Annotated in this window: 20 protein-coding genes; 12 read left to right on the top strand and 8 right to left on the bottom strand. The window is 34.8% G+C overall.

Going from position 1 to position 23,805, the window contains the following annotated elements; genetic code table 11:
* Positions 1 to 2: 2 nt before the first annotated feature.
* The 6 genes from INR75_RS11985 to INR75_RS11960 form a co-directional block, all read right to left on the bottom strand.
* The gene (locus tag INR75_RS11985; protein ID WP_223088996.1) at positions 3 to 443 is read right to left on the bottom strand and encodes a MarR family winged helix-turn-helix transcriptional regulator; all 441 of its coding nucleotides are present in this window, start codon (positions 441 to 443) and stop codon (positions 3 to 5) included.
* Between the two features lie 215 nt (positions 444 to 658).
* Positions 659 to 1,075, bottom strand: a complete 417-nt coding sequence (locus INR75_RS11980) for an organic hydroperoxide resistance protein (protein WP_223088995.1) — start codon at positions 1,073 to 1,075, stop codon at positions 659 to 661.
* A 97-nt stretch (positions 1,076 to 1,172) separates the two neighbouring features.
* A complete protein-coding gene (locus INR75_RS11975) occupies positions 1,173 to 2,279 on the bottom strand; it encodes an L-dopachrome tautomerase-related protein (RefSeq protein WP_223088994.1) in 1,107 nt (368 codons plus the stop codon).
* 79 nt (positions 2,280 to 2,358) lie between these two features.
* Positions 2,359 to 3,306, bottom strand: a complete 948-nt coding sequence (locus INR75_RS11970) for an aldo/keto reductase (protein WP_223088993.1) — start codon at positions 3,304 to 3,306, stop codon at positions 2,359 to 2,361.
* 20 nt (positions 3,307 to 3,326) lie between these two features.
* Positions 3,327 to 4,454, bottom strand: coding sequence for an aldo/keto reductase (locus INR75_RS11965; RefSeq protein ID WP_223088992.1), 1,128 nt, complete (start codon positions 4,452 to 4,454; stop codon positions 3,327 to 3,329).
* Between the two features lie 107 nt (positions 4,455 to 4,561).
* Positions 4,562 to 6,073, bottom strand: coding sequence for a transporter substrate-binding domain-containing protein (locus tag INR75_RS11960; protein ID WP_223088991.1), 1,512 nt, complete (start codon positions 6,071 to 6,073; stop codon positions 4,562 to 4,564).
* 209 nt (positions 6,074 to 6,282) lie between these two features.
* On the opposite strand from INR75_RS11960, the gene INR75_RS11955 reads away from it, so the two are divergent.
* The 7 genes from INR75_RS11955 to INR75_RS11925 all read left to right on the top strand — a co-directional run bounded on the left by INR75_RS11955 (position 6,283) and on the right by INR75_RS11925 (position 13,649).
* Positions 6,283 to 7,653 carry an ethanolamine ammonia-lyase subunit EutB gene (locus tag INR75_RS11955; protein WP_223088990.1) on the top strand — a complete coding sequence of 457 codons (1,371 nt, stop codon included), beginning with the start codon at positions 6,283 to 6,285 and terminating at the stop codon, positions 7,651 to 7,653.
* Positions 7,646 to 8,401, top strand: a complete 756-nt coding sequence (gene eutC / locus INR75_RS11950) for an ethanolamine ammonia-lyase subunit EutC (RefSeq protein WP_223088989.1) — start codon at positions 7,646 to 7,648, stop codon at positions 8,399 to 8,401. Before INR75_RS11955 ends, eutC begins: the two co-directional genes overlap by 8 nt.
* A complete protein-coding gene (locus INR75_RS11945) occupies positions 8,394 to 8,777 on the top strand; it encodes a VOC family protein (RefSeq protein ID WP_223088988.1) in 384 nt (127 codons plus the stop codon). The genes eutC and INR75_RS11945 overlap by 8 nt, the downstream gene beginning before the upstream one ends.
* Positions 8,778 to 8,910: 133 nt before the next feature.
* Positions 8,911 to 9,585, top strand: a complete 675-nt coding sequence (locus INR75_RS11940; protein WP_223088987.1) for a hypothetical protein — start codon at positions 8,911 to 8,913, stop codon at positions 9,583 to 9,585.
* 10 nt (positions 9,586 to 9,595) lie between these two features.
* Positions 9,596 to 11,182, top strand: coding sequence for a hypothetical protein (locus tag INR75_RS11935; RefSeq protein WP_223088986.1), 1,587 nt, complete (start codon positions 9,596 to 9,598; stop codon positions 11,180 to 11,182).
* A gap of 234 nt (positions 11,183 to 11,416) precedes the next feature.
* Positions 11,417 to 12,091 carry a hypothetical protein gene (locus tag INR75_RS11930; protein ID WP_255584526.1) on the top strand — a complete coding sequence of 225 codons (675 nt, stop codon included), beginning with the start codon at positions 11,417 to 11,419 and terminating at the stop codon, positions 12,089 to 12,091.
* A gap of 16 nt (positions 12,092 to 12,107) precedes the next feature.
* Complete coding sequence (locus tag INR75_RS11925; RefSeq protein ID WP_223088984.1) at positions 12,108 to 13,649, top strand: hypothetical protein; 1,542 nt, start codon at positions 12,108 to 12,110, stop codon at positions 13,647 to 13,649.
* 621 nt (positions 13,650 to 14,270) lie between these two features.
* Here INR75_RS11925 and INR75_RS11920 read toward each other — a convergent pair.
* Positions 14,271 to 15,475 (bottom strand): IS3 family transposase gene (locus INR75_RS11920; protein WP_086026153.1). Its coding sequence is split into 2 segments (ribosomal slippage): positions 14,271 to 15,196 and positions 15,196 to 15,475, totalling 1,206 coding nucleotides; the frame shifts between segments, so codons are not numbered across the junction.
* 46 nt (positions 15,476 to 15,521) lie between these two features.
* Here INR75_RS11920 and INR75_RS11915 point away from each other — a divergent pair.
* From INR75_RS11915 to INR75_RS11895, 5 genes are all read left to right on the top strand, one after another.
* On the top strand, positions 15,522 to 16,475 hold the full coding sequence (locus INR75_RS11915) for a leucine-rich repeat domain-containing protein (protein WP_223088983.1): 954 nt from the start codon (positions 15,522 to 15,524) through the stop codon (positions 16,473 to 16,475).
* A 402-nt stretch (positions 16,476 to 16,877) separates the two neighbouring features.
* On the top strand, positions 16,878 to 17,630 hold the full coding sequence (locus INR75_RS11910; RefSeq protein WP_223088982.1) for an NUDIX domain-containing protein: 753 nt from the start codon (positions 16,878 to 16,880) through the stop codon (positions 17,628 to 17,630).
* A 133-nt stretch (positions 17,631 to 17,763) separates the two neighbouring features.
* Complete coding sequence (locus INR75_RS11905) at positions 17,764 to 20,907, top strand: PAS domain S-box protein (protein ID WP_223088981.1); 3,144 nt, start codon at positions 17,764 to 17,766, stop codon at positions 20,905 to 20,907.
* Complete coding sequence (locus INR75_RS11900) at positions 20,873 to 21,277, top strand: response regulator (RefSeq protein WP_223088980.1); 405 nt, start codon at positions 20,873 to 20,875, stop codon at positions 21,275 to 21,277. The genes INR75_RS11905 and INR75_RS11900 overlap by 35 nt, the downstream gene beginning before the upstream one ends.
* An 85-nt stretch (positions 21,278 to 21,362) precedes the next feature.
* A complete protein-coding gene (locus tag INR75_RS11895; protein ID WP_223088979.1) occupies positions 21,363 to 21,803 on the top strand; it encodes a hypothetical protein in 441 nt (146 codons plus the stop codon).
* Between the two features lie 73 nt (positions 21,804 to 21,876).
* Here the strand turns inward: INR75_RS11895 and rpsA are convergent, their stop codons facing one another.
* Positions 21,877 to 23,706, bottom strand: a complete 1,830-nt coding sequence (gene rpsA, locus INR75_RS11890; protein ID WP_223088978.1) for a 30S ribosomal protein S1 — start codon at positions 23,704 to 23,706, stop codon at positions 21,877 to 21,879.
* Between the last annotated feature and the right edge of the window lie 99 nt (positions 23,707 to 23,805).

The raw sequence follows: 23,805 nt of genomic DNA, 5'->3' as shown, positions 1-23,805 counted from the left end.
AACTACTTTTCGCTCATTTTCCCGATCATTTTATATAATAATCGGTACAATTCTTTGGCTTCCTCTTCTTTTAAAGGAAGTTGCTCGGCCAACAATGCCGGTACATCACAAGCTTGATCTTTTAAAGCTTTTCCTTTTTCAGTAAGTGTAATTACGATATTTCGCTCGTCGGTTTCAGAACGTTTACGCTCCAAAAGTTCGCGTTGTTGTAGTCGTTTTAAAAGCGGCGTAAGCGTGTTAGATTGTAGCTGAAGTTTTTCAGCAATTGTACTTAAATTCACCTCATCTTTTTCCCAAAGCACGATTAAAACCAAATATTGGGGATAAGTAATATCCAACTCTCTCAGCATTGGCTGGTAACGCTGAATAACCAATCGTGAAGCCGTATACAACGGAAAACAAAGTTGATGATCCAGCTTTAAAGCTTCATATTTTTCATTCATTTTTCAGCGATTTTCGAGGTTTTCAGTAGTAATTTTCAATCTTGAAAGTAATAAAAAAAATCCCTTTTCGCCGTAAGCCAAAAGGGATTTTTAAATATGAGTTTTAGTTCATCTTCACACTTAAGTCAAAGAAGTTTGAATAATACTATTTCAGGATGAGACCCTGAATCTAGCCCGCCTGCCGGACGGGCAGGTCCAGGGTGACGAAAAAAGAATTAAATCACTTCTAATTCTACCTCGATATTTCCGCGAGTTGCGTTAGAATAAGGACAAACCTGGTGCGCCTGTTCTACTAATTCCTGCGCTTTCTCCTTCTCTACTCCGGGAATTTCTACAGAAAGTTTTACGGCCAACTGAAAACCTCCAGCATCATTAGGCCCAATTCCTACAGTTGCGTTTACGGTAGTTTCGCCTTCTGGTTTCACTTTGGCTTTCCCGATTACCAAATTCAAAGCGCTATCAAAACAAGCCGCATAACCTGCTGCAAATAATTGCTCTGGATTAGTTGCTCCGCCTTTTCCGCCTAATTCTTTCGGCATTAAAACGTCGAAATCTACAAATCCGTCTTCACTTTTTACGTGTCCGTTTCTACCTCCTGTGGCAGAAACAGTTGTTTGATATTGTGTTTTCATAATAATAAATTTTAAAATCTTTTACGATTAAATCGTTCACGATACAAATATAATAAAAAGAAGCCTAACAAGTGTGTTAAGCTTCTCTGAAAGTTTTTTATGGTAGTTCTACCCGAAAAATCTGATAAGGAAATTCTACTTTCGATTTACCATCATTCCAAACCGGCTGGCGTTGTAATTGCGAGCACGAAAAATACAAATAACCATCGTTGCCAATGCCCAAAGAATCTGGCCAAAGCAAACGAGAATCTTGTACCAAATTATGTACTTCCCCATCTTCAGGATCAAAATATTTCACCGAATAATCGGTAGAATTGGTTAAATAAACACGTCCTTTTTTATCGGCTATAAGTCCGTGCGTAATCCCAACTTCGCCCAGATCTTCAACTTTTGCTGCGAGACTTTCTTCAGAAAGGGAAGCATCAGCCAAATATTTGGTTTCAATTCTGTATAAATTCAGCTTATTAATCGGTTTAAAATAGAAGTATTTATTATCTGAAGTTAACGCAATTCCGTTCACATTCGAGCTAAAGGCTTTTCCTTCTTTATTACGCATCTCTTTGCCGTGATAGCTTAACACAACATCTGGATTTGCTTTCGTGGCTTCAATATTTTTAAGAACGCTGCGAGTTTTTCCGGTTTTTAGATCGAGAATAACAACAGCCGCCTGACCAGGATCTGAGAGATAACCTAAACTTTTATCAGTATCGATTCTGATATCGTTTAAACCTGAAATTGTTTTATCTAAATCTTCGAAATGATAGACTTTTTCAACTTTATCAGTTTTTAAATTGATTTTCAGTAATTTGAATTTTCCTTCTTCCGCTTTTCCGCTATCGCCAAAGATTGATCCGCCAGGTGAAGGTTTCGAGTCCAATACCCAAAGCATATCATTCGCATCAACATACAAATCCTGAACCTTTACAAAACGCTTTTTCTCGTTTCCCGAATGTTTATTCAATTTCTTGTTAGGATAGGCTTTGGTTTCGCCATCGATTACTTCAGTTAAACCGTATTTATAGGGACGATCTTCAGCATAAGGAAAAGAAACAAACACACGATTTTCAGAAGAAACACTCAAACCAATCGCCATATATTCGCCTAAATTGGCAACAGTTTCTAGTTGATCGCTATGATATTCCTGAGCCATTATAGGCTGAAGAAAAAGCATAATTAAAATTGGAAATATAATCCTATTCATCATTCGATTTTTTAAATACTATAAAAAATGAAAAAACCTTCCGCCGTTACAACAGGAAGTTTTTTTCATTTCTACTTTTCAATTACTTGCTGGCTTTGTCTAAAAGCTGCAAATCTTCTTGATCTAATTTAAGCTTTGGAGCTTCAAATAAAGTTTCCAAATGTCGCTCGCTGGTCGCACTTGCAATTGGCGCACCAATATGTGGCTGTGCCATTAACCACGCCAAAGAAACGGTAGCCTGAGTGGTATTGTGCTTTTCTGAAACCTGATCTAAAGCTTTTAAAACACCAAGACCTTTTTCATTCAAATATTTTTTTACGCTATCCCCTCGAACACTTTTACCAAGATCATCTTCAGAGCGATATTTACCGGTTAAAAAACCTGCGGCTAATGACCAGTATGGGAAAACCGTTAGATTATATTTATCAGCCAGTGGCGCATATTTAGATTCATAATCTGCACGCTCCAGTAAATTATAATGCGGTTGTAATGCCTGATATCTTGGTAAGCCATTTTTTTCTGAAGCGGCGAAAGAAGCTTCCAGACGATCTGGTGAAATATTAGAAGCCGCAATGTATCTTACTTTTCCGGCTTTGATAATTTCATCATAAGCTTCTAAAGTTTCTTCAACCGGTGTTTTTTCATCATCAAAATGCGTGTAATATAAATCGATATGATCGGTCTGTAATCGTTGAAGTGATTTGTCTACCGCTTCTAAAATATGCTTTTTACTGGTATCTACGGGATGAACTCCGGTTTCGCCACCTACTTTTGTAGCCAACACAATATCATTTCGTTTACCAGATCTTTTTAGCCAATTACCAATAATAGTTTCAGATTGGCCGCCTTCACCGCCATCTACCCAGTACGAATACATATCTGCCGTATCAATAAAATTGAACCCTTTATCGGTAAAAGCATCTAGTATTTCAAAAGATTTCTTTTCATCTAAAGTCCATCCAAAAACATTACCACCAAGATTTATGGGTGCGACGTTTAAATCTGTCTCTCCTATTTTTATCTTTTTCATTGTAATTAAATTTTCTAATTTTATTTAGGTTCTGGAGCGTTTTCAGCAATTAGTCCTTTCGATTTTAACTCTTTCCAAAATGCCTTCGGAATTTTCACTTCCATCGATTTTGCATTTGCTTCAGATTGCTCTCCATTACTCGCTCCCGGAATCACACTGGCTACCACATCTGGCGCTGCCGAGAATTGCAATGCCGCCGTTCTTAGATCTACATTATGTTTATCGGCTACTTTTTGCAATTTTGCACGCTTTTCTTTCATTTCTTCAGGAATATTCCCGCCGTAATTATAACGCTCTTTTCCGGCTAAAAATCCTGCATTTAAAGCGGCTCCGATCACTAAACTAATTCCTTCTTTTTCACAAACCGGGAACACATTATTTAGATCGTCTTCGTGCACCAACAACGAATATTGTTTTGCTGAAAGGAAAATATCTGGATCGGCAACTTCGATGGTTTCTAAAATTGGTCTGGTCGTATTTACGCCTAATCCCCAGCCTTTAATTAAACCTTCCTCACGCATTTTGGTAAGCTCTGGCATCGCGCCATTCTTAGCCTGCTCAAAATATTTTTCGTAATCTCCTTCTTTAAAATCTGGATTATCTGGCGAAAGATCGTGAATAAAAACAATGTCGATATAGGCCAAACCTAAACGATGCAGACTTTGTTCTACCGATTTTCTGGCTCCTTCAGCCGAATAATCGTATTCGTAATTCATATTCAATTTCCCTTTCCAGAGTGCACCCGGCAATTCAAAATCTGGATCTGGTGTTAAGACTCTTCCTACTTTGGTGGACAACACAAAATCTTCCCGGTTTTTATTGAAAAGGTAACTTCCCATTCTGCGTTCGCTAATTCCTAAACCGTACCAAGGCGAAGTATCAAAATAACGAACGCCGTTATTCCACGCGGCATCCATTGCGCCACGAATGTCTTCGTCACTATTTACGTGAAAACCATTACCGGCGGCAACACCACCCATCCCAAATTTCCATTCGGGTTTAAATTTATCGCGTAAAAAATTGTTTTTAATTTTTGCTGAAGGAATTGCAGTTTCCGTAGAATTTGCTGCATTTATAATTGAAGGAGCCGTAACCATTCCGGCAGTTCCTAAAATAGATTTGTATAAAAAGTCTCTTCTGTTAGCCATATTTTTGGTTTTTATTGAAGCTCAAATTTCACAAAAAACAGTCTGAACCTTCTTGTAAAAAAAGGCTATTAAGTAGTAAAAAAAGGACTTACCACGTTAAACTCTAGTTAATTTGAAGCGACCTGAGATTCGGTTTCGGGAGTTTCAAACGGAATTAATTTTTTGTAATGCTCGTAGCGCAAGAATATTTCTTTCACGTACAAATACGGCTCACGGCCGCGAACAAAGCCATATTTCACTTCAGGGCGATTAAAGAATTCGCGCGAGCTTAACTTCAGTAAATAATCTTCAACATTATCGTCCCAAACATTGGGATCTTCACCAAAGGCTTTGGTAAGTCGTTGCGCATCACGAACGTGACCTAAGCCACAATTGTACGCTGCCAAGGTGAATTTGATACGCTGAATGCTATCTTCAACACTGTTAAAATTCTCTCGTAATTGTGCCAAGTATTTGGTGCCGCCACGAATATTTTCTGAAGGATTGGTAATATCATTTACTCCTAAATCTTTTGCGGTTGCCGGCATTATTTGCATTAATCCGCCAGCGCCTGCCCAGGAATTTTCATTCGGTTTAAAACGTGATTCCTGGAAGATCTGTGAACTCAGCAATCGCCAATCCCATCCTAAACGTTCTACATTGTTTTTTACGATCGCATCGTACTGACTAATTTTACCCTGGTTTTTACTGTAAAATTCACTTTTAATTCGGCGGCGATAGGATTTCTTATTTTTGAAATACTTGTTGTACACCACATAATAAAAGTCTTTTTTCTTAATGTTTTTTAACCACGAATTGATTTCAGCTAAAAGTTCCGGTGAATTTTTACGCACTGCCCAGGCGATACGTTGCGAGAAACTGATCTCGGTATCAATATCTAGAATCGGGTTGTAGGTTTGATTGATCGCAGCGATATTATAATCTGAAATGGTATAATCGATCTCACCATCGACCACCATTTTAATGATATCTTCCGTAGTTTTATCTCCAGAAACCAGTTGAATATCAATCTGCCCACCAATCTCGTCTTCCAAATTTTCTAAACGTTCAAAATACGACGAGTTTTTACGTACGTGAACGGTCTTGCCAATCATCTCGATAGGATCGTTTAGCGTTTGCTTTTTGATCTTGTACATTGGCAACTTTCGCCAATTTTCCGGGCGACGTTGCACTAACACCTGATGCGTTAAATAATGATATTCGGTAAAATTGACGAGTTTTTTTCGGTCTTCGGTAACTGAGAGTCCAAAGGCGATAAGATCACCCACACCGGCATTCAGCATATCGAATAAATGATCGATATCTTTTGCGACTTTTATATCGAGTTCGAGTTCTAAATGATCGGCAAGTTTTTTTACCAAATCATATTCAAAACCCATCGGTTTCCCACGATATAAAAAGTAACTGGTAGAATTATAAATGGTAATAACGGTAAGTTTCCCATCTTTTTTGATTTCTGAGAAATCTTTAGTGTATTCAGTTGGCGTTATATCGGCTGAAACTTTCGAGCTAATATTTTTATTTTCTGAGCAACTAAAAGTGAAACTCAAAACAATAAACACGAAGCCAATTTTTTTAAAATTTGATTTTGAAAATAAGGTAAGTAAAAGTCTAATCATTAAATAATTGATTTTCTGTAATATAACCAATTATTTTAACATTATGAAATTATAGCTTTATAAGAAATTCTCCAGATGGCTTTATGATTTATTAATTCTAGAGCTTTAAATTTCAGAAATATCAATATTAGACAATTTCAGTTTAAATTAATATTCCTTAAACATCTCGTAGATGTAGTTTTTGGTAACTTACTTCAAAAGTTGCCGTTATGGAATATAAATTCAGCATCAATAACATCACCTACTCTTTTAAAGGTTTAAAGGAATTACTGGCAAAAGCTAGTCCGCTTCGATCGGGTGATGTTCTTGCTGGCCTTGCTGCAAAAGACAATAAGGAACGAGTTGCCGCGCAATATGTTTTGAGCGAAGTGCCACTTAAAGAATTTCTTGAAAACCCAATTATTCCCTATGCTGAAGACGAAGTTACCCGCTTAATTATGGACGATCATAATGCTGAAGCTTTTTATCCAATTTCAGCTTTTAGTGTAGGAGAATTTAGAGATTGGCTGTTGAGTAACCATGCAACTCCCGAAATTTTAAAGGAAATAGCTCCAGGCTTAACTCCTGAAATGGTTGCCGCAGTTTCGAAATTAATGCGAAATCAGGATCTTATTAAAGTTGCGCAGAAATGTGAAGTCATCACAAAATTTAGAAACACACTTGGCTTAAACGATCGATTTTCGGTAAGATTGCAACCCAATAATCCTGTAGATGATCCAAAAGCGATCGCGGCGAGTACGATCGACGGATTGCTTTACGGCTGTGGTGACGCGGTGATAGGCATTAACCCTGCGACCGATAGCCCAAACGCAGTTTCAGAATTGCTTAAATTATTAGACAATTTTAGACAGCAATACGAAATTCCCACGCAAACCTGCATTTTGAGTCATATTACCACAACGATGGAAATTATCGAAAAAGCTCCTGTAGATCTTATATTTCAATCAATTGGCGGTACTCAAAAAGCCAACGAATCTTTCGGGATCAATTTAAATATGCTTCAGGAAGCTTACGATGCAGGAATTCAGCTTAATCGAGGCGATATTGGTAATAATATGATGTATTTCGAAACCGGGCAAGGATCTGAACTTTCAGCGAATGCGCATCACTGCATCGATCAGCAAACCTGTGAAGTTCGATGTTATGCTGTGGCCAGAAAATACAATCCGCTTTTAGTAAATACCGTGGTTGGTTTTATTGGGCCAGAATATCTTTACGACGGAAAACAGATCACTCGTGCCGCTTTAGAAGATCATTTCTGCGGAAAAATTATGGGACTCCCCATGGGTTGCGATGTTTGTTATACCAATCACGCTGAAGCCGACCAGGATGATATGGATTCTTTGTTAACGCTTTTGGGCGTTGCTGGTTGCAATTATATTATGGGCGTTCCCGGTGCCGATGATGTGATGCTGAATTATCAAAGCACATCTTTTCACGACGCCATGTATCTACGGAAAGTCTTGAATAAAAAACCAGCCCCGGAATTTGAAAAATGGCTTTTAAAAATGGGGATTTTTGATGAAAATGGAAATCGCCAAAATTTACCCGAATCTCATAAATTAATAAGCAATGGATAAACCTGAAATCTATAGAAGTGAAATCCAAAAAGATCCCTATACTCGGCTACGTGAACTTTCCAAAGCTCGAATTGCACTTGGAAATACCGGCGGTAGCCAATCTATAAAGGATGTTTTGCAATTTCAGTTGGATCACGCTGAAGCAAGAGATGCGATCTATACCGACTTCAATGTTGAAAAAATAGAGTCAGATTTATCGAATTTTGGCTTAAAGGTTTTCAAATTTAAAAGTAAGGCAAAAGACCGTGAGCAATATTTAAAACGTCCGGATCTGGGGAAACTTTTAGCAGAAAGTAAATTTGAAAATGCTTCAGGATTTGATATCATTTTTAATATTGTGGATGGTTTATCGCCAGAAGCTACTTTACAAAGCGCAGAAATCATTAAAAAATTGCTTCCGAAGTTAAAAGAGAAATATTCCGCAGCTATAACTATTGTTGAAAATGGACGAGTTGCCATTGGAGACGAAATTGCAGAAAAATTGAATGGAAAATTTACAGCGACTTTTATTGGGGAACGTCCCGGTTTGTCCAGTCCAAAAAGTTTAGGTATTTATACCACCTACGACCCAAAAAGTGGCACTACAGACGAAAAAAGAAATTGTATTTCGAATATTCATAGCGATGGAATGAGTACCGCAGCGGCAGCAGAGCTATTGGAGTTTTTAATAACCGAATCTTTTGCGAAAAAAATTAGTGGTGTATCTTTAAAATCTGATCTAAAAAACCACAAAATCGACAATGCTTAAAGCCGTTCATCACATCGCTATCATATGTTCTCACTATCCAACTTCAAAAAGATTTTATACTGAAATTTTAGATTTAGAGATTTTACAAGAAGTTTATCGCGAAGAAAGAGACTCCTACAAATTAGACCTCGCACTAAACGGAAAATACATTATCGAACTTTTTTCTTTCCCAAATCGACCAAAACGGCCAAGCTTCCCGGAAGCTCAAGGTTTAAGGCATTTGGCATTTCAGGTGGAAGACATTGAAAAAACGGTCTCAAAACTTAACAAAAAAGGAGTCGAAACGGAAGAAATTCGTATAGATCCTCACACCGGTAAAAAATTTACCTTCTTCAGTGATCCAGATGATCTTCCTTTAGAACTTTATGAGGAGTGAAAATTCCTACATGATCCCACAGATTAATCCCAATTGATAAAGATTCGTACAAAATACCCAAAATTGGGTATTTTTAAGAATACATTAAGATTTTATATTTGACCCTATTAATTTTTAACATAAAAATTTTAACATGGTCAAAAAATTACTACTCTATTTATTTTTTTTAAGTTTTTCGATATCTACGTTTTCGCAGGTTGAAGAAACTACCTATGAAAACAAGTTTGCCATAGGTGTTAATGGCTCAACCCTTGGTGGAGGGATTGAAATCGCAAGAAATATTTCTCCACATTTCAATATTAGACTTCGGGGAAATACATTTAATATAAGTGATTTCGTTCAGGAGATTGAAGTAGACGATGCTAATTTAAATGTTACCGCAAACTCAAGATTTTTAGAATTCGATCTTAGCTTAGAATATCTACCATTTAGAAACAGTAGTTTCAAAATTGTAGGTGGAGCATCCTATTTTAGTGACGGAGAGACGACCGCATATGCTACTTATGATGGCTCTTTTGAATATGGTGAAATAACTATTGGTCCAGATGAAATTGGTGATTTAGAACTAACTCTGGATTATAATGGATTCGCACCATATATTGGATTAGGGTTTGGTAGGGCCGTACCTAAAAAGAAGTTTGGTGTGGCATTCGAAGCTGGAAGTTTTTATTTACCAGAACCACAGGTAGGCATAGTAGCTAATGGAATGCTTGCTCCAACTGCAGATCAGGCAGAAACTCTTCAGCAAGATATCGAAGACTATAGATGGTATCCCTTTTTGAACCTAAGATTATCTGTTAGAATTTAAAAATAAAGCAATGAAAAAAATAATTTACATCCTTCTACTTCTTACACTGGTAATACCGACATCCTGCGAAAAGATGCCGAATGAAGTAGTAGACGACTTTAATCTGGGAATTAATTCAGACTTCCTCGAATATACTCTGGTTGTGGAATTTATAGATGCAGCTAATCCACAAAATCCTCCACACGACATAGAATTACAAATTTTAGATAATGAAAATAATGGCTTATTAGATTCTGAAGGTGAAGTTGAATTTAGCGTGGATGCTGGTATAGCTTCTTTTATACTGAACCCGAATAGTAAACCAAATGGACCAGAAGATGTAAAGTCTTTCAACTTATACGCCGAAGCTCCCGGCTTTTTACCAGTTAATTTTCAAGTTGATTTTACAGAAAACTCTAAAGATCAGAATTTAACTATAAGCATGGTAAACACGGAAACCCCACCTAGTGGAGTTGGCTCTTCAATAGAAAATTTAAATTTATCCAATGGAACTTTGAATAGTAGTGCAACTATTGAGATACCAGTAAGCGATGAAAAAATTACAGGCGCGGCAATAAAACTTGAACCGGGTACTATTTTTTATGATGCTAACGGAAATCAAATATTTGGAGAGTCTTTAAATATAAATTTCACACATTTTGATGCAAGTGGAGATGCTTCGCTAAGTGCTTTCCCTGGAGGATTTACACCTGAAAGTGTAATTGGTGAAAATGGAGAGGAAGAAAATATATACTTCGTAACTGCTGGTTTTGCTTCAATCGACATGGATATTGATGGAATAAATGTAAAGGAATTTAGTAAACCTATTAAAGTTACTATGGAAGTTGATTCCAACGGATTTAATTTAGATACAGATGCTGATATTAAAATTGGTGATCAAATACCCGTTTGGAGTTATGAAGTAGAAAGTGGCACCTGGGTATATGAAAAAACTGGAACTGTGGTATCTAATAACGCGAAGATGGAAGTTAGCTTTGAAACGGACCACCTTACTTGGTATAATTTAGACTTTTATTCATATACCTGTTATAGATCAAATGCAATTACTGTAAATGCTCCCGGTAGCTCTATGGGATCTTATTTTTACACCGAACTTGTATATGCCTACAACAATCAACCAGTTGGGTACTATGCGAGAAAACGTATGTATTTATATGATGGCGCGCAAATCAACTATTTAAGAGTTCCCAACAACATTCCTATGAAAGTTAGAATCTTTAATGGATCTAATTGGTATAACAAAGGAAATTTGATAACCGAAACAGAGCCTTTTATTATTTGTACAGAGAGCGCTACAATTAATCTTCCCTCAAGTGCCTTTCCTCAATTAGTATCGGCTGAAGTAACTATAGAATGTCCTAACTCTAATTTTGAATTTAAACCATCATATTGGTTCTATTATAGAGAAAAAGGTGCTCGGTGGTGGAATTATGGTTATATGCATTCTGGAAAATTCCAAACCTATAGAATGAAAACTGGAACAACATATGAATTCCGAACCTATTTTGGAGGTTGGGTAACAACAGAATATACTCTTACCAACAACGAAAATTTCATTGATATAATTAGTAATGAAATATGCAATTTTGCTTTATAACTTTTCCTAATCATAAAGGTCTCGCTTTTCTTCGTGAGGCCTTTTTATTTTTTTAACATGTATTTTCTCACGCAAAACGTATAAAATTGACACTAAAAACATAAAAAATGTCAATTTTGATTTTTTTTACCGATAAAATGCGCATTTTTCAGATATATGAATATATTTGCACCTGTTAATATTTTCATAAATTAATTTTTAATAATTGATTTTTAAAGAAGTAGGAAAATGTCGATGAGAAAATCTTTATTGTATCTATTTTTAATTCTAATTTCCTGGAAATCTATAAGCCAGGGAAATGTAGACCTCAATTACGCAAATAAATATGCCGTAGCATTAAATGGTTCAACTTTAGGAGGCGGTATAGAAGTTGCTAGAAATTTGTCTCCACATTTCAACATAAGGCTTAGAGGTAACACACTTAGTATTAAAAATTTTGTTCAAGAAATTGAGGTAGATGATGCTAATTTAAATGTCACTGCAAATACCCGATTCCTTGAGTTCGACCTTAGCTTAGAATATTTACCATTTAAAGCAAGTAGTTTTAAACTAGTAGGAGGGGCCTCCCATTTTAGTGACGGTAACACCAAAGCTTTCGCTACTTATGATGGTACATTTGAATACGGAGAAATTGTTTTAGGACCTGAAGAGATTGGTGATTTACAGTTATCACTAGACTATAATGGATTCGCACCATATTTTGGCTTAGGCTTTGGGAGAGCTGTTCCTAAACGCAAAATTGGTCTTGCCTTTGAAGCTGGAAGCTTTTACTTACCAGAACCTCAAGTAGGGATTACTGCTAGTGGTATGCTTGAACCAACTGCTAATGAAGCAGATTCTCTTCAGGAAGATATAAAAGATTATAGATGGTTTCCCTTTATTAATTTAAGATTATCAATTAGAATTTAATTTAAATCCCTTAGAAATGAGAAGAGTATTGTTATTAATGATGTTAGTTGCTGTGGCTATGATTCCAACAGCATGTGAAAAAATGCCGAACGAAATTGCAGACGATTTTAAATTAGGGCTTGATGTAAATTTTTTAGAATATACTGCTCAATTAGAAATTAAAGATTTAGAAGATGGTAGTTATCCAGAAAATGTTACCCTAACTCCTGTGACAGATTATGGCACTTCAATATTAAATTCTGCTGGAGAAAAAAACTTTAAAGTATCTGATGGAAATATCATACTTATTCTTAACCCCGCTGATAGGCCGCAAGCGTCTAATGAGGTAAAGAGTTTTAAATTTGTTGCATCTGCTCCGGGATATCAAAATTCAATAGTAAAAGTTAACTTTTCAGAGAACAACAAAACTGTGCAGGTTCCTATTCATCTATTAAGTAAAACTAAAGATTCTGATGGTGTAAGTGCTGTATCTGGTAATGCCGAAATTTCTGAGAGCGAACTTAAAGAAAATAAAAAGATAACATTTGGCGATAATTCCTCTAAAAGAACAAGTGGAACAGTAGAAGTAAAAGCTGGAACACGCTTTTTGAATACTAATGGTAAAGTTTTGAAAGGTAGCTCTGTAAACATAGAAATTATCGATGTAGATGCTAATTCAGAAAAACTAACCAAGGTTTTCCCTGGCGGTTTTACAAAGCAAACGGTTCTTAAAAATGGAGCTTCAGAAGAAACATCTTTTCTACCTATGAGTTATACTTCTATCAATATGTATGTTGATAATGAAGAGGTGAAAGATTTTAGCAATTCTATAGACATTAGTATGGAAATTGACCAAAATTTATTTAACCCTCAAACCGGAAGAAATATAAAAGCTGGAGATCAATTAGCTATCTATAGTTACGAGATAGAAAATGGAACTTGGGTTTACGAAAAAGATGTTACTGTATCGAAAACAGGTAATAAGTTTTATGCGAATTTTGATACTAACCATCTAACAGACTATTCTATAGTTGCGGAATTACCTGTGTGTTCTGATATATTTGAAATAAATAATCCTACTGATTCTAATATTCAGGCAAAAATTGAATTAGAAATTACTGGTAGTTCTGAAACAAGAGTATATACTATTATCGAGCAAAACCTTACCCCAGGTATAAATAAAATACCGTACAATGGAATAGGCAGTAATATTTCATTAAAACTTTACACTTCTGGTGAAGTACTAACAATAGATAACATTTCTTGTGGAGAATCTCCTGCAATCGAAATACCTGAACCTGAAAGTGAATTATTAACTATTACAATAAATATACCCTGTGAGGATGTAGATTTGAACATCGCTAGTTATCCAATTAAATATCGTAAGCAAGGAGAGTCACAATGGATTAATGGTGTTATTAAAAACCTTAAATTAGAATCTTACGAAATGGAGGCAGGAAATACTTACGAATTCCAAGTTCAGTTTGATGGTCAAACATATACCTATGAAGAGTTCATTAGCTCAACTAATTATCAATTTGACGTCGATAGTGATTTATGCAGCGAAATTAATTTTTAATATTACGATAATTAGTGAAATATAAAATTAACTGGGGACTCTTTAGAGAGTCCCTTTTTTTATTAATATGCATTTGATTATTGGAAAGAAATAATATTCAAATTCTATTTAAAGTATAAAGACTGGATCAATATTTAAATTAAGATATATCTAGAATTGCCGATATATAGTAAAACTAGTTATGATAACTAAATATCACTCCAACTAAATCTAGTCCAAAACACACCTTATTGAAGATAAAGAGTTTAATAGAAAAGGTGTAGCAACAGAAGCTATTCGCATAGATCCTCACACCGGTAAAAAATTTACCTTCTTCAGTGATCCAGATGATCTTCCTTTAGAACTTTATGAGGAGTAGTTTTTTTTAAGTTATTAGTAACCAGATATTTAAAAAAATCACTATCTTTAGAAGAATTCAACTTATTACATTTTTTCAATCCAAACAATGACACCCAAATCTGCTTGAATTAATCTCTATTTATTAATTTAAAGATCGTCATTATGAAAAAATATTACTTTCTCGCACTATTTTGTGCCTGTTTTCTTCCAAATTTATTTGGCAAAGAGATTGACATCTGCCCTTTGGACTTGCAACAAAAAACTGGACAAATAGTTGAATGACTACGCTGCTAGTTTAAGGTTATACATGTCTAATTCAAATTCTCTTATAGTTCTATTTCCTAAAAAGGAATGTCTTCTTCTATTATTATACCAAGTTTCTATCCATCCAAAGATGGATAACTCCGCTTCAGATCTCAACTTATAATTGTGCCTATAAACCCATTCTACCTTTAATGATTTAAAGAACGATTCAGCAATGGCATTATCCCAGCAATTACCTTTTCTGCTCATAGATTGGTTTACTAAGCCATTGTAACTTTTAATTAATGAGGTAAACTTATGGCTGGCATATTGTATACCTCGGTCGGAATGAAAAATTAAAGACTGGGTTAAAGTAGTTTTCTTTATAGCCATATGCCAAGCCTTAATAATAGTGTCTTCTGTACTTAGATTATCGCTTAGAGCCCATCCAACAACTTTGCGGTTAAACAAATCAATAATGACAGTAAGGTATAACCAGCCCTGTTTGGTTTTGATATAGGTTATATCGCTTACCCAAACTTGATCCTGTCGGCTTACTTCAAAGTTTTGGTTTAATAAATTAGGAGCTATGGGGTAATTATGTTGACTATATGTGGTTGCTTTAAACTTACGTTTTCGTTTTGCAAACAAATAATTAGCACTCATAATACGTGCAACTCTAGGCTTTGATATTTTATAGCCTAATGTCTCTAGTTCTGTTTTTATTCTAGGTGAACCATAGCTTTGAAAGCTATCTTTAAATATAGATTTAATAAGCCCAGTTACCTTTTGATTTTCTAACCATAATTTACTTGGTCCCGATTGTAACCAATGGTAATAGCCACTTTTGCTTACTTTCAATATTTTACACATCGTCTCGACAGGAAATCTCATAAGGTGTTGTTTTATAAACCTGTATTTTTCTTGTCGCTCGCGGAGAAGATGCTGATGGCCTTTTTTAAGATGTCTCGTTCTAACTCGGCTTCTTTTAATGCCTTTTTTAATCGGGCTATCTCTTTTTCTTCATCGGTCATTTTAGGATTACCACGGCCAGGGAAACTGTTGTTACCGTAATCTTTTAACTCTCTACGCCAACGGTAAAGTACAGATGGAAATATATCCAAGTCTTCACATACTTGTTTTACATTGCCTTTAGCATAACTTAACTCGACTGCTTTTTGTTTAAATTCTAAGGTGTAATGTTTAGATTTTCTTCTCATAATTGCTAAGGTAATAACTAGCAAAAATATTCTCTCAACTTAGTGTCCGGTCTAATGTAGTAATTCCACTTTGCCGTTTACAATTGAATCTGCCAAAGAGATAAAAATTTTAGATCTTTCTAATCGTCAACTTTCTGAAATCCCAGAAGAAGTTAGAAACCTGAAAAACCTGAAAGAACTTGATCTCTCTTTTAATAATCTTGAGACACTGCCCGAGTTTATTTCAGAATTTAAGGATCTAGAAACCTTAAATTTGAGTGATAATCTTCTAGAAAGCTTACCTGAATCATTGTCTAACCTACCAAAACTTAAGAAACTTTCGATTAGTTTTAATCCTATAGCTTCTATCCCTAAAGGAATGAAAAGCTTGGAAATTTTGGAAATTGACGGTTCTATACGATCAAATTTGGATAAGATTCTAATACATATCTCTGGCTACGAAAATTTGAAAAGTCTTTCACTAAAAAAGAATCATATAAAGGAATTTCCGAAAGCAATTTTAGGTCTGGAAAGATTAAAAACACTAAACCTTAAGCATAATTCTATAGAGACCTTACCGAAAGAAATTTCAAAGCTAAGCGGACTGAAAATATTGAATCTGGAATTCAATAATATCAAAAATTTACCAGATAATTTATCGAAAATGAGTCAGCTTGAAAACTTCAATATCAGCAGAAATCACTTTGAAGAATTCCCCTTGGTTCTTACAAGCCTGAATAAACTAAAGATCTTGAATGTAAGTCAAAATCCTATTACAAATCTTCCCGCTTCTATCGAACGGTTAGGAAATCTAGAAGAATTAAATCTTTTTGACCTAGAGATCGTAGTACTACCAGTTCATTTTAAAAATTTGAATCGCTTAAAAGTAATCGATCTTGGGAATAATCCTTTAGAAAGCACCAGATTATTATGTGAAATGAAAAATCTTAGGAAGATGGGACTAACGGGAATCTATAGTATAAAGAAAGAACACAAAGAAAATTTATTCACTTCCCTACCCGATTGCCAAATTGTAATGAATTAATAATTAATATCAAATAAAAACGGGATGCACTTGCATCCCGTTTTCGCAACTAACCAGTTTTCTAATATCATACCAACCTAACCAAAAATGAATGATATTATAAGATAAATCACATTTCAATGCTTCATCTCGCGACAATATTAAAATAATACTTCAAATAAATAAAACTTTTCTTCCAAAAAATATCAATTTATCGACAAAAAACACAAAATCATAGATAAAATGAGTTTAATCTGTCATTTGCAAACGAATAATTTAAAATTAGAAAATCACATAATGTTTTGTTAAACTTAAAATATATTAGATTTTACTCCGTTTCTTATCAAATAATTTCACATATTATCAAAATTAAGTTTGAATTATTAAAATCTAAACGTAATTTTGATAATTAAACAAATTTCAATGAAATCGGAGTTAGCTACAATTTTAGATAAAGATTCAAAATTAAACAAAGAAAACAGTTTACCAAGTATTTCTATCGATTGCGTTGTTTTTGGATTTGATACTTCTTCTTTAAAAGTCCTGTTAGTAAAACTAAAGGATAAGGATGAATGGTCACTACCTGGTGGTTATCTGTGGAAAGACGAAAATCTAGACGATGGCGCTTACAGAATCTTGGACCAACGTACAGGAGCTAAGGAAATCTACCTAAACCAATTTAAAACTTTTGGTAAAATAAATCGAAATGAAGACTTTTTTGATGAATTTCCTGATGATCTTTGGCATAAACAACGATTTTTATCCATTGGTTATTACGCTTTAACTAACTTCGCTAAGGTAGAACCAAAAGTAGATGATCTTTCTGATCGTTGTGAATGGAAGAATGTACACGAACTACCACAACTAATGATGGATCATGAAGATATTTTTAATACCGCATTACTAGAGCTTCGAAAAGGTCTTAACTATCGTCCTGTGGGATTAAATCTTCTTCCTGAAAAATTTACGATGCCAGAACTTCAAAGGCTTTATGAAATCATTTTGGATAAACCACTAAACAGAGGAAATTTTTATCGTAAAATGACTAAATACGGTATTTTAAATAAATTGAAGGAAACCAGAAAGGGTGGCGCGCATAAGGCTCCAAACCTATATACATTTAATGCTGAAATCTATAATGAGGCTTTAGAAAACGGCTTTAAAGAAGCATGGTAGTTTTGTGGTATCCTTAAAAATCGAGCTTCTTTTTTCGAATTAGATTACAATCAAGCTAGGGTATTAAATAATTCCTAAAAAAATAATACATTATTTATATTTTATGTATTTTTGAAGCCCCTATAAATACATAATGTGCCCTAAATACACAATAAATGCCCCTAAAACAGATAATTTCGATTATCTAAATGATGAATTATACCAGGCTATAACTGTAAATAAAGATTATTTCGACTTTTTACAGCACAATGCTTTAGATGGTTTTTTCATTTTGAATTGCCAAAACGGTGACCACTTATTTTGTTCCCATAAACTACTCGAACTACTTGGGTATGCTTCAGGCTTCGATATTAAAGATACTTATGAAAGCTGGAAAGATCTAATCTTTGCTGAAGATCAAATTGCATTTAGAGATCGTATTCTTTCAGGAGAAATTTGCCATCTAGAAGATAACAAAATTACAGTTCGATTTGTTCACAGTCATAAATACATTTTGTGGCTAGAATGTAATGTCATTAGCTTTAACAATTCAACTTCAGAAAAAAGAATTCTTGCCGCAATAAAAGACATCACCAAATTTAAAAAACCAGATCTCAATTTACAGGAGCAAGTTAAACGCTACGAGCATGTCTTAGAAGGAACAGCAATTGGTGTCTGGGAATGGAACGTGCAAACAGGTGAAACCATATTTAATGCACAATGGGCTAAAATTTTAGGTTACGATCTTGAAGAATTAAGGCCTACTTCTGTAGAAACCTGGCATAAACTTGCTAATAAGGAAGATTCAGATCGTTGCCAGCGAATATTGAACGAACATTTTGAAGGAAAGACCGAAGTTTATAAAACCGAAGCCCGAATGCGCCACAAAAACGGCCATTGGATTTGGGTTGCAGATCGCGGAAAAGTAGTAAGCTGGACAGAAGATGGTAAGCCAGAATGGATGACTGGTTATCATGAGGAAATCACTCAGCAGAAAAAAGAAACAGAGCGTAGTCAGAAATTTATTGAAGAGGCACCAACGGCTATTGCCATGTTCGATACCAAAATGCGATACATTGTAACTTCTAAAAAATGGTTACAGGATTACCAGGTAGAAAATATAGATCTTAAAAATAAATGTCATTACGAAATTTTTCCAGATGTAAAGGAGGAATGGAAAGCAATACACTTACGCGGATTAAAAGGTGATTCTCTACATAATGATGAAGAAGAATTTACAGATCGTTTTGGCAGGCAACGCTATATAAAATGGTCTATGAACCCTTGGTACACTAACGATCAAAAAATTGGAGGAATCATCCTTCACACTTCAGATATAACGCATTTAAAAGAGATTGAAAAAGTAAGTGAAGATCGTAAACAATTTTTAGAAACTGTTTTAGAGTCGCTAGAGGTAGGTATTGTTTCCTGTGATGCAAATGGTGAACTAAAATTATTTAATAGAACCACGAAAGAATGGCACGGCCTGCCAGTCTCCAACATTCCTCCAGAGCAACTTTCAGATTATTACGGATTGTACCAGGCAGATGGTGTAACTTCCCTTAAAACCGAGGAAATTCCGCTTTTACAGATATTAAAAACAGGTAAAGCAAGCAATCAGGATATCCAAATAAAACCGAATAATGCTAAAAACAGGATCGTTTCTGTAAACGGTTCGCAAATAAAGGATGAAAATGGTAATGTAGTAGGTGCTGTAGCTGCCATGTATGATATTACTGAATTTAGAATGGCCGAGGAGAAATTACGATTAAGCGAAGAAACTTTTCGTGGTAATTTCGAAAATGCAGCGATTGGAATGGCTATTTGCGATCTAAATACTAAGCCTCTAAAAGTAAATAATAGTCTTTGCTCTATTTTGGATTATGATCAAAATGATCTTTTGGAAAGATCTTTATTTGATCTTGTAGATAAAAAGGATCAAAAAGCTTTTGATGCAAAAGTAAATCAGTTAATAAATAAAAAAGAAGATCACTTTCATATTGAGCTTCAATTTAGATCTAAACAGCATAAAAAGATCTATGTACTCATATTTGCTTCCCTAATTAAGGATGGACATGGTGAACCATTGCTAATTACCACACAAATAAAAAATATTAGCATACGTAAATTAGCACAGCAGCAACTTAATAAAACCCTAGCTCATCAAAAAGCGCTTTTAGCTGCCAGTACAAAGGTGAGCTTTATCGCAACAGACAAAACAGGTTTAATCACCGATTTTAATCAGGGTGCAAAGAATTTATTAGGCTACAATCCTGAGGAAGTTAAAAATAGATCTGTACTTCTTTTTCATGATCAAGAAGAACTAGACCAAAAAATAGACGATCTTAATAAAGAATTTCAACAAGAAATTAAGGATTTTGAAGCATTGATCTATGAAGCCAAAAAGCGAAAAAGTACGACCAGAGAATGGAGTTATGTTGATATTCATAAAAATAAAATTCCAGTTCTATTAACTATTACGCCAATCCTCGAAAATGACGAATTAATTGGCTATTTGCATGCGGCCTTAGAAATTACAGACCTGAAAGAAGCAAGAAACGAAATCTTAAATCTCTTAGAGGTTACAAAAGATCAAAACCAAAGATTAAGGAATTTTGCGCATATTGTTTCTCATAACTTACGTAGCCATTCCAGTAACTTCTCTTCTTTACTGGAACTATTTAATGTGGAACATCCAGAACTTAATGAGAACCAGATAATACAGCTACTAGGCACAGCTAGTGAAAATCTTAGGGAAACAATAGAACATCTTAATGAGGTTGTTGTTATAAATACTTCAGTAAAAGAAAATTTAAACGATCTAAACCTGCGAGACTTCGTAGAGAACGCAGTAGAAAATACGAGTGCACTTGCCATAGAAGCGAACGTTAAGGTTGATTTCGATATTGATAAGAATATTCAAATACAGGGAATACCAGCATATTTAGATAGCATTTTGCTTAACTTTATTACTAATGGAATTAAGTATCGTTCTTTAGAAAGAAAAAGTTTTATTAAATTGTTTACCGAAAAGGATGCTGCCACTGGAAATATTATACTGAATATTGAGGATAACGGACTAGGGATCGATCTTCAACGATTTGGACACAAATTATTTGGGATGTATAACACCTTCCATAGACATAAAGATTCTAGAGGAATTGGGCTATTCATTACAAAAAGCCAGATTGAAGCCATTGGAGCTAAGGTCGAGGTAGAAAGTGAAGTTAACCAGGGAACCATATTTAAAATAGTTTTTAAAAATGAAGAAAATTTATCTTGCCTGCATCATAGATGATGATCCCATATTCGTTTTTAGTGCAAAAAAAATAATGGAACTTGCTGATTTCTGTAATGGCTTTATGGTTTTTCATAATGGGAAAGAAGCTTTAAATCACCTGGATGCTGTAATTTCAACAGGAGAAGAACTTCCCGATGTAATTTTGCTCGATCTAAACATGCCCGTAATGGATGGCTGGGAGTTTTTAGAAGAGTTCATTAAGATCGAAAGTGAAAAAGTAATTACAATATATATTGTAAGCTCTTCTATCGATCCCGGTGATATTAATAAAGCGAAATCATACGATAACGTGAGTAACTATATCGTAAAGCCTGTAACAATTGAAAGCTTAAAAAGCGTGCTTCAAAATCATACTTCACAAAATTAATCAGCTTCTTTTTAGAAAACTTTAACTATTTACGCAACCATTTCATGATTTTGGTATCTAAGTAATAGACATCAAATCATCAATCATGAAATACCTGTTAGTGCTAATCTTATCTCTTAGTTTATTATCGTGCAATATCGAGAAGCCCGATTATCCAGAATTACACACAGCTAATAATTTTCCTCAAAAATGGGAATTGGTGCAAATGCATTATCCATCTCAAAATAAGCTGCAAAAAGGCTTAAATATGGCATGGCAGGAAAGCTATCTATTATTACCCGATAGCACATTCTTAAAGAAAAGAATGACAACTACTGAAACAATTACTGCCGAGGGGAAATTTTATACTGAAAAACAAAACGGAGAAACCTATTTAAGATTTGAGTTCAACAAGGAAGAAAATATCTTGAATACTAATGACTTCATCACAGATGAAAGATTGCTGATTTCTACTGAAGATAAAAAAATGACCTTGGTTTCAAGCTTTCAGGGGGAAAAACAAATACTGAATTATAAATTGAAGTAAGTTGTTTACTTAGAAAAAAACATAAAAAAAACCTCCTTGAAAAAGGAGGTTTTAGTCTTATAAACTGAAAGAATTATTTTCCTTCCATTTTATCTTTAAGAGCCTGAAGGTCTGCATTTACATCACCAATAGTGGTTTTGTCGTTGTTTTGTGAAGCGGCTTTTTTAGCAGCTTGCTTAACGATTTTTTGCTCTTCTTCTCTGTGGATAGCAGCGTGAGATGCTACAACACGTTTAAACTCTTTATTGAATTCAATGATTTGGAATTCTGCAGTTTCACCTTTCTTAAGTTTACTTCCGTCTTCTTTTTCAAGGTGTCTTTGTGGTACAAATGCAGTAATATCTTCATTAAAATCGATAGTAGCTCCTTTGTCTACGATTTCAGAAATTGCAGCAGTATGAGTTGTACCTACAGCAAATTCAGTTTCGTATTTATCCCAAGGATTATCTTCTATTTGTTTGTGACCTAAACTTAGTTTACGTCCTTCAACATCTAATTCTAATACAACTACTTCTAGTTTATCACCAACATTACAGAATTCTGATGGGTGTTTGATTTTCTTAGTCCAAGAAAGATCAGAGATATAGATAAGTCCGTCGATTCCTTCTTCTAACTCTACGAATACACCAAAGTTAGTAAAGTTACGAACTACACCTGTATGCTTAGATCCAACAGGATATTTAGAAGTGATATCTGTCCATGGATCTGGAGTTAATTGCTTAATTCCAAGAGACATTTTACGATCATCACGATCTAAAGTAAGGATTTGAGCTTCAACCTCATCACCAACATTTACGAAATCCTGAGCAGATCTTAAGTGCGTACTCCAAGACATTTCAGAAACGTGGATCAATCCTTCTACACCTTCAGCAACTTCGATAAATGCACCGTAATCTGCGATTACAACTACTTTACCTTTTACTTTATCACCTACTTTTAACTCTTCATCTAGAGCTTCCCATGGGTGTTTGTGTAATTGCTTAAGACCTAATTGGATTCTAGTCTTAGCCTCATCAAAGTCTAAGATTACAACGTTAAGTTTTTGATCTAGTTCTACAATCTCGTTTGGATGGTTGATTCTAGACCAAGAAAGATCAGTAATATGGATAAGTCCGTCAACTCCTCCAAGATCAACGAATACACCGTAAGAAGTGATGTTCTTAACAGTACCTTCTAATACCTGACCTTTTTCTAACTGACCAATAATTTCTTTCTTCTGCTCTTCGATATCAGCTTCGATAAGTGCTTTATGCGATACAACAACGTTTTTGAATTCGTGGTTGATTTTCACAACTTTAAATTCCATTGTTTTACCTACGTAAGCATCGTAATCTCTAATAGGCTTCACATCGATTTGAGAACCTGGTAAGAAAGCTTCAATACCAAATACATCTACGATCATACCACCTTTAGTACGACACTTAACAAAACCATTAACGATAAGACCTTCATCATGTGCTTTGTTCACACGATCCCATGCCATGATAACACGAGCCTTACGGTGAGAAAGAACTAACTGACCGGTAGCATCTTCTCTAACGTCGATTAAAACTTCTACCTCATCACCAACTTTAAGATCTGGGTTGTAACGAAACTCGTTAAGAGAAATTACACCTTCACTTTTCGCGTTGATGTCGATAATTGCATCACGATCAGTAATATTAATTACTTTTCCTTTTACAACCTCATCATCTAGAGTGTCTACGAAATTTTCCTCTACTAATTTCTCGAATTCTTCCAGCTTATCATCTGCGATTGGATCGATTCCTTCTTCGTAATTGTGCCAGTTAAATTCTTTTAGGAATTTTTCAGGGTTAGCTTGTTGCTCAGTTACCTCTGGTTGAGATGCTGTAGCCATTCCAGCTACTTCCTGAACTTCCTGTTCTTTTTGTTCTTCAGCCATAATTATTTGCTGATTAAAATTTGTATTCTAAGTTTTTCGGAAACATGTAAGCAAAATAAAACTAAGAAGATGTTTTACGTTTTGATTTTCAAGCCCTTC

This window comes from Zunongwangia sp. SCSIO 43204, from assembly GCF_019904275.1.
Taxonomy (GTDB): domain Bacteria; phylum Bacteroidota; class Bacteroidia; order Flavobacteriales; family Flavobacteriaceae; genus Zunongwangia; species Zunongwangia mangrovi.
The sequence above is the reverse complement of the archived record's forward strand: the minus strand, read 5'-3'. Positions and strand labels throughout refer to the sequence as shown.